Raw genomic sequence first — 7,685 nt, forward strand, 5'->3', positions numbered from 1 at the left:
AGACGGGTCGGACTATGCGGTGAACCGCTACGTGTACGAAGCGCAGCGGCATTACGGCGTCGTCGATGCGCGGCTTGCCACGCGCAAATACATGGTCGCCGAGACCTACACGATCGTCGACATGGCGTTGTGGGGCTGGGCGCGCATGGCGCCGTTCGTGGCCGGCGACGACATGTGGACGAAGTTTCCCAATCTCAAGCGGTTGATCGACGAGATCAGTGCGCGTCCGGCGGCGAAGATCGCCAATGCGCTGAAGGATCGCCACGCCTTCAAGACCGAGATGGACGATGAAGCGCGCAAGGTGATGTTCCGCCACATGGACGTAAAGGTGGCGTGAGCCGGGATTTCTAAAGTCCGCTCATTTCCGCAAAGGGGGAATCCGGTGCTTGATGGGTTCCCGCTTTCGCGGGGACGAGCGGACCTTGCCTTACGCTTCGCCCATTTCCTTCCCCATCCGTCTGCCTTCGGCGACCAGCGCCGCAGTCAGCGGTGTCATCGGCTCGCGCGCCGGCACGACAAGGCCGATCGTATGCACCGCTTCGGGATCGACGATCGGAATCGCGCGAATGGTGTCGGTGAGGCCGAGTGTTTCGGCGAGCTTTGAAGGCATCACCGTCGCCCAGCGTCCGGTCCGCACATGCGCGAACAGCACGACGACCGAGTTCGATTCCAGCGTCGGATGCGGGCTGCCACCTGCCGCGCGCAGCAAGTCGTCGATGATCCGCCGGTTCTGCATATCCGGCGTCAGCAGGCAGAGCGGCACCTGCGCGACCTCCGCCCAGGTCACGCGCTCGCGGTTGCCGAGCGGCGCGTCGTGCGACGTCAGCAACTGGTAGCGTTCCTGATAAAGCGGAACCGTGTTGACCCGGCCCAGCGGCTCGTTGTCGAGATAGGTGATGCCGGCGTCGATCTCGAGATTTTCGAGATGCGTCAGGATCTGGATCGATGTCTGCGACAGGATCGTGAAGCGGACATCGGGATGCCGTGCGCGGAACGGCGTCGTGATGGCGGCGACCATCGCCAGCGCGGTCGGAATCGCGGCGATCTTCAAACGTCCGGCGAGGCCCTTTTTCAGCGCAGCGATTTCCTGACGCATCGCGCGGCTGTCACCGACGATGCGGCGCGCCCAGTCGAGCGTGCGCTGGCCCTCCGGTGTGAATCCGATGAAGCGGGAGCCGCGCCGCACCAGCAACACGCCAAGTGTTTCCTCAAGCTGCTTGATACCCGCTGACAGCGTCGGCTGTGTCACACCGCACGCATCGGCCGCGCGGCCGAAATGCTCCTCGCGCGCCAGTGCCATCAGGTATTCGAGCTTATCGAGCATGGTATAAATAATAACGTATTCCTATGGGGGCGCAAGGAACGATAGAAAAACTCTATCATGGAATTGGGAGTTGGGGATTGTTCTAAACAGGCCGCTTCGCGAAGGTGCGCCATGACCTCGACAGACACATTAACCCGTTCCAGGCCCACAGGTTTTGATGGTTCCGGAGGGCGCGGTCGCCGCGCCAGGCAGACCCCGAAGGGGCGGCAGGTCGATACCGACGCCCTGGCCGAAATTCAGGCTTTGCTGGTCGATCGGCCGCGCCGCCGCGATCTGTTGATCGAGCATTTGCATCTGATCCAGGACAAGTACGGGTACTTGTCGGCTGCTCATCTCGCTGCTCTCGCCGCCGAGATGAAGCTCGCGCTGGCTGAGGTGTACGAAGTTGCAACCTTCTACGCGCATTTCGATGTCGTGAAGGAAGGCGAAACTCCGCCGCCGGCGATCACGGTGCGCGTGTGCGATTCACTCTCCTGTGCCATGGCCGGTTCCGAGCGACTGCTTGAAGATCTGACGGCAAAATACGGAACCGACGTTCGCGTCATTCGCGCGCCGTGCATGGGCGCTTGTGATGTTGCGCCGGTGGTTGCTGTCGGTCACGTGCAAACCTTCCACGCGGATGTCGCGAAGGTCGCCGAGGCGGTGAAGAAGAACGAGCACGCGCATGCTGCTACGCCGGGCAAGTCGTTCGAGATCTATCGGTCGGAAGGCGGCTACGCGCTTCTGAAGTCATGCCTTGATGGCGCTCGCACGCGCGAGGAGATGATCAAGGCTGTCGACGATTCCGGCCTGCGCGGGCTTGGCGGTGCGGGCTTCCCGACCGGCCGCAAATGGACATTCGTGCGCGCGGAAAAAGGCCCGCGTCTGATGGCCGTGAATGGCGACGAGGGCGAGCCCGGCACATTCAAGGATCGCTATTATCTTGGCCGCGATCCTCACCGCTTTCTCGAAGGCATGCTGATCGCCGCCTGGGTGGTCGAGGCGAAGGAGATCTATTTCTATCTCCGCGACGAATATCCCGAATTGCGGCTGATGCTGCTCGAGGAAATCGAGAAGGTCGAAGCCGCGGGGCTCACGCCGCACACCAGGATTCATCTGCGGCGCGGCGCTGGCGCATACATCTGCGGCGAAGAATCCGCGATGATCGAATCGATCGAGGGCAAGCGCGGTTTGCCGCGGCATCGGCCGCCCTATGTGGCGCAGGTCGGCATCTTCGGGCGCCCGACGCTCGTTCAGAACGTCGAGACGCTGTTCTGGCTGCGCGACATCATCACCAGCGGCGCGACATGGTTCACCTCACAGGGACGCCACAATCGCAAGGGGTTCCGCTCGTTCTCGGTGTCCGGCAGGGTCAACAATCCCGGCGTGAAGCTCGCGCCGGCCGGCATCACGATGCGGGAACTCATCAACGAATATTGCGGCGGCATGCAGGACGGTCACGAGTTCAAGGGCTTCCTGCCTGGCGGTGCATCCGGCGGCGTTCTGCCGGAAAGCATGGCCGACATCCCGCTGGATTTCGGCACGCTCGAACCGCACGGGTCCTTCGTCGGATCGCATGCGGTCGTGATCCTGTCCGACAAGGACGACATGAAAGCGGTCGCGCTCAATCTCATGAAGTTTTTCGAGGACGAGAGTTGCGGCCAATGCACGCCGTGCCGCGTTGGCACCGAGAAGGCCGTGAAGCTGATGGAGCAGGGGCCCTGGAACGAGAGCCTGCTCAACGAACTTTCAACGGCGATGCGCGATGCCTCGATTTGCGGACTTGGCCAGGCTGCGCCCAACCCGCTGCAGAGCGTGATGAAACATTTCCCTGAGGATCTGAAAAAGCCTCTGAAGGGTTGGTGAAATAGGACTTGCCGCGGTTCTACCCCTCCCCCTTGTGGGGAGGGGTGGCGCCGAAGGCGCCGGGGTGGGGTTGTTGCAGGAACGAGAGATGCCGCATTCGGCCATAGCAAAGCGGACCCGGGAGCACGCGCAGCGCATGCGTCGCGCGCCGACCGATGCTGAGCGCCGCATGTGGCATATACTGCGAACGCTGAAGCCGTTCGGCATGCATTTCCGACGGCAAGCGCCGATAGGCGCCTATATCGCTGATTTCGCATGGCATGATGGCAAGCTGGTCATCGAGATCGATGGAAGTCAGCATGCGGAGCGCCGATTGTCTTATGACGAACAGCGCACGATTTGGCTCCGGTCGCAGGGCTATCGCGTGCTGCGTTTCTGGAACGCGGACGTTCTGAAAGCCCCGCGCAGTGTCGGCGAAGCAATACTCGCCGCGCGGACCGACAAGAAGACCCCACCCCCAACCCCTCCCCACAAGGGGGAGGGGGGCACGCCGGCGCGAGCCGATGGATTGCAATCATGACCGAGAACCCGAAGCATCTGCACGGCGAGACCTGCATCACCTTCAAGCTCGACGGGCGTGATGTTCACGCCTGCGAGGGCGAGACGATCTGGCAGGTCGCCAGGCGCGAAGGCATCGAGATCCCGCATCTCTGTTACTCGCCAGAGCCCGGTTATCGCGCCGACGGCAATTGTAGAGCCTGTATGGTCGAGATCGAGGGCGAACGCGTGCTGGCGGCAAGCTGCATCCGCAAGCCGACCGAGGGCATGAAGGTCAATGTTTCGAACCATCGCGCCGAAACCGCGCGCAAGATGGTGTTCGATCTCCTGGTGTCCGATCAGCCTGATCGAAAGACCGAGGCGCACGATCCCATTTCCAAATTCTGGACCTGGGCCGACAAGATGGGGATCGAGACCGGCCGCTTCCCCGAGCGCGAGAAAATGCCGGCGCCCGATCGCAGCCATGTTGCGATGGCGGTCAATCTCGATGCCTGCATCCAGTGCAATCTCTGCGTCCGCGCCTGCCGTGAAGTGCAGGTCAACGACGTGATCGGCATGGCCGGCCGCGGACATAACGAAAAGATCGTGTTCGACTTCGACGACCCGATGGGTCAATCGACCTGCGTCGCCTGCGGCGAATGTGTGCAGGCTTGCCCGACCGGCGCGCTGATGCCCTCATCGCTCGTCGACGAGAACAACGTCCGCACCGGCTATCCCGACAAGCAGGTCAATTCGGTCTGCCCGTATTGCGGTGTCGGCTGCCAGCTCACCTACAACATCAAGGACGACAAGCTTCTCTATGTCACCGGCAAGGAGGGGCCTGCGAACGAGAACCGGCTCTGCGTGAAGGGCCGCTTCGGCTTCGACTACGTGCACAATCCGCAGCGCATCCTGAAGCCGATGATCCGCAAGGAAGGCGTGCCGAAGATCCCGCATGAATTCATCGATCCGATGAATCCGTGGACGCATTTCCGGGAAGCGACCTGGGAAGAGGCGCTCGACAAGGCGGCGCAGGGCTTCCTGAAGATCCGCGAACAGCACGGTCCGAAGGGACTCGCTGGCTTCGGCTCGGCCAAATGCTCGAATGAAGAGGCCTATCTGTTCCAGAAGCTGGTCCGCACCGGCTTCGGCACCAACAACGTCGACCACTGCACGCGGCTGTGCCACGCGTCGTCCGTTGCGGCGCTGCTTGAAGGCGTCGGCTCGGCCGCGGTGTCGGCCACCTTCAACGAGGTGAAGAATTCCGACGTCATCATCGTGATCGGCGCCAATCCGACCGAGAATCATCCGGTCGCGGCAACCTATTTCAAGCAGGCTGCCAAGCGCGGCGCCAAGCTGATCATTATGGATCCGCGCGGCACGGCGATGAAGCGCCATGCCTGGAAGATGATGCAGTTCAAGAATGGCACAGACGTCGCGATGCTGAACGCGATGCTGAATGTCATCGTGGAAGAGAAGCTGTATGACCAGCAATATATCCAGACCTATGTCGAAGGCTTCGATGCGTTCAAGGAGCACATCAAGGCGTTCACGCCGGAAGAAATGGAGCCGATCTGCGGCATCGAGGCCGATGTGCTGCGCGAAGTCGCGCGCACCTTCGCGCGCGCCGAGAGCGCCATCATCTTCTGGGGCATGGGTGTGTCGCAGCACACTCACGGCACCGACAATGCGCGCTGCCTGATTGCGCTGTCGCTGATCACCGGCCAGATCGGACGGCCGGGCACCGGCCTGCATCCGCTGCGTGGACAGAACAACGTGCAGGGCGCCTCCGACGCGGGCCTGATCCCGATGTTCTTCCCGGACTACAGGTCGGTGGAGAATCCGGAGTTCCGCGCCGCCGCCGAGCAGAAGTGGAAGGTGCAGCTTGATCCCAAGCGCGGCCTCACCGTGGTCGAGATCATGGATGCGATCCATGCCGACGTGATCCGCGGCATGTACATCATGGGCGAAAACCCCGCGATGTCGGACCCCGATCTCAACCATGCCCGCGAGGCGCTGGCGCATCTTGAGCATCTCGTGGTGCAGGACATCTTCCTCACCGAGACTGCGGTCTATGCCGACGTCGTGCTGCCGTCATCGGCCTGGCCCGAGAAAGACGGCACCGTCACCAACACCAATCGTCAGGTGCAGATGGGCCGCAAGGCGCTGCCGCTGCCGGGCGATGCGCGCGAAGACTGGTGGATCACCATCGAGATTGCCAAGCGCATGGGGCTGGACTGGACCTATACGCATCCGCGCGACGTCTATCCGGAAATGGCATCGATGATGCCGGCGCTGGACAACATCTCGTGGGAGCGGGTCGAGCGCGAGGATGCGGTGACCTATCCGGCCGATGCGCCGGACAAGCCGGGCCGCGACGTCGTGTTCGACAAGGGCTTCCCGCGTCCGGGCGGCTTCGGCAAGCTCGTTGCGGCGAAGCTGACGCCGCCGAACGAGACGCCGGACCACGAATACCCGTTCATTCTCTCGACCGGGCGTCAGCTCGAACACTGGCACACCGGCTCGATGACACGCAGGGCCACCGTGCTCGATGCGATCGAACCGACCGCGATTGCGCAGCTCTCGCGCGGCACGATCCAGAAGCTCGGTATCCGGCCCGGCGATATGGTGCGGGTCTCGACGCGACGCGGTTCGGTCGAACTGCAATCGCGTCAGGACGACGCGGTGCCGGACGGCGTGGTGTTCATTCCGTTCGCCTATGTCGAGGCGGCGGCGAACCTCCTTACCAATCCGGCGCTCGATCCGTTCGGGAAGATCCCCGAATTCAAGTATTGCGCGGCGAAGGTGGAAGCGATCCCGTTGCAGGAAGCGGCGGAGTAGCCTCGGCCAGCGGCAGGGGCATATCCGGCAGGGTGCCGGATGTCCGGCCGCTTGATCCAGCTCAAAGCGTCAGGTGAGGACCCTGCTACCTTCCAACATTGGGGGAGCAGAGCCATGGCCGACGCTGACGAAAACTTCGAACGGGCACGCAGGGCGTTTCGGAACGCCGCCGCGGCTACGTCCATCGCCGAAATGCGCGCAGAGGCCGAGCGCGGCCTAGCCTGGCTCGAACGCGCTGACCTGCTGTCGGCCGTCGTCGAGATCCATCCGCGGCGTTCGGTGGCTGCACCGAACGACCAATAGCCATGCGCGACAGCGAGCGTTTTCTCGATCTCGCACGCAAGTGCTTCGAGGATGCAGCGGAGTGCAAGGACCAGGCGCAGATGAAGGTCTATGCCGAAATGGGCCGCAGCTATCTGGAACGGGCGGAAGTCGCAGCTCGCGCCGAAAAGGTAACGAACCGGGATTCCTGACGCTGATCGTTGAAGGCGTCGACCTATTCGATCCCCAGAAACGTCTTGACCGGCACGACCGACCGCTCCGGATCTTCTTCCTCCGGCGCGTGGCCAAGATCATCGAAGATTGCGAGGGTCGATCCGGCAATATCCCTATGGAATCGGCGCGCATCGTCGGGCGGAATCAGGCGGTCGCGTCCGCCCCAGATGATCAGCGTCGGCAGCTTCAGTTCGGGAATGCGATACGCGAAGCCTTTGGTCGGCCGCTGCCTGGCGCGTTCGATCAGGGCCTTGCGGTTGCCCTCGCGCTGCGTCAGCTGGATCGGGCGTTCGATCATCTCCGGTTTCACGCGATCCGGATCGCCGAACACGTTGCGCGCGCCCTGCTCGACAAGGAAGCGCGGCAGCGTGTGCTGCAGCAGCCAGTTCACGCCGGGAATGCGCAGAAGCTGAAAGCCGATCGGCACCGATGTCGAGTGGAACGGATAGCCGCCCGCATCGACGAGGATCAGCTTTTCAACGCGCGCAGGTTCGCCGAGCGCGGCGCGCCAGGCCACGGCGCCGCCGAGTGAGTTGCCGCCGGCGATGCAGGTTTGCACGCCAAGTTTGTCGAGCAATGCGAACATGAGGCGGACGTCGTTGTCGACCGAATAGGTGTTGTCAGGGGAGGGCCCGGTCAGCCCGAAGCCCGGAAGATCGAAACGGATAATGCGCTTCCTGTCTTTCAGCGCGTCCACCCAGCC

The 7,685-nt window shown here is 62.8% G+C and carries 8 protein-coding genes; 6 read left to right on the top strand and 2 right to left on the bottom strand.

The features are described 5' to 3' along the window. Nucleotides 1-337: glutathione binding-like protein (locus VNZ93_RS10450; protein ID WP_325703968.1), on the top strand; the 337-nt coding region annotated here is incomplete at its 5' end. Nucleotides 338-427: 90 nt separating this feature from the next. On the opposite strand, the gene VNZ93_RS10455 is transcribed toward VNZ93_RS10450, so the two are convergent. Continuing rightward, nucleotides 428-1,324 carry a LysR family transcriptional regulator gene (locus tag VNZ93_RS10455; RefSeq protein WP_325703971.1) on the bottom strand — a complete coding sequence of 299 codons (897 nt, stop codon included), beginning with the start codon at nt 1,322-1,324 and terminating at the stop codon, nt 428-430. Nucleotides 1,325-1,435: 111 nt separating this feature from the next. Between VNZ93_RS10455 and VNZ93_RS10460 the strand changes: the two genes are divergently transcribed. The 5 genes from VNZ93_RS10460 to VNZ93_RS10480 all read left to right on the top strand — a co-directional run bounded on the left by VNZ93_RS10460 (nt 1,436) and on the right by VNZ93_RS10480 (nt 6,960). Continuing rightward, on the top strand, nt 1,436-3,169 hold the full coding sequence (locus tag VNZ93_RS10460) for an NAD(P)H-dependent oxidoreductase subunit E (protein WP_325703974.1): 1,734 nt from the start codon (nt 1,436-1,438) through the stop codon (nt 3,167-3,169). Nucleotides 3,170-3,257: 88 nt separating this feature from the next. After that, nucleotides 3,258-3,689 (top strand): endonuclease domain-containing protein, encoded by a 432-nt coding sequence (locus tag VNZ93_RS10465; protein ID WP_325703977.1) that lies wholly within the window; start codon nt 3,258-3,260, stop codon nt 3,687-3,689. Further along, the gene (gene fdhF / locus VNZ93_RS10470) at nt 3,686-6,487 is read left to right on the top strand and encodes a formate dehydrogenase subunit alpha (protein ID WP_325703980.1); all 2,802 of its coding nucleotides are present in this window, start codon (nt 3,686-3,688) and stop codon (nt 6,485-6,487) included. Before VNZ93_RS10465 ends, fdhF begins: the two co-directional genes overlap by 4 nt. A gap of 114 nt (nt 6,488-6,601) precedes the next feature. Then, the gene (locus VNZ93_RS10475) at nt 6,602-6,790 is read left to right on the top strand and encodes a hypothetical protein (RefSeq protein WP_325703983.1); all 189 of its coding nucleotides are present in this window, start codon (nt 6,602-6,604) and stop codon (nt 6,788-6,790) included. A 2-nt stretch (nt 6,791-6,792) separates the two neighbouring features. Continuing rightward, the gene (locus tag VNZ93_RS10480) at nt 6,793-6,960 is read left to right on the top strand and encodes a hypothetical protein (RefSeq protein WP_325703986.1); all 168 of its coding nucleotides are present in this window, start codon (nt 6,793-6,795) and stop codon (nt 6,958-6,960) included. A 23-nt stretch (nt 6,961-6,983) separates the two neighbouring features. Here VNZ93_RS10480 and VNZ93_RS10485 read toward each other — a convergent pair. Next, nucleotides 6,984-7,685: alpha/beta hydrolase (locus VNZ93_RS10485; RefSeq protein ID WP_325703989.1), on the bottom strand; the 702-nt coding region annotated here is incomplete at its 5' end.

This window comes from Pseudorhodoplanes sp. (genome assembly GCF_035565795.1).
GTDB lineage: Bacteria > Pseudomonadota > Alphaproteobacteria > Rhizobiales > Xanthobacteraceae > Pseudorhodoplanes.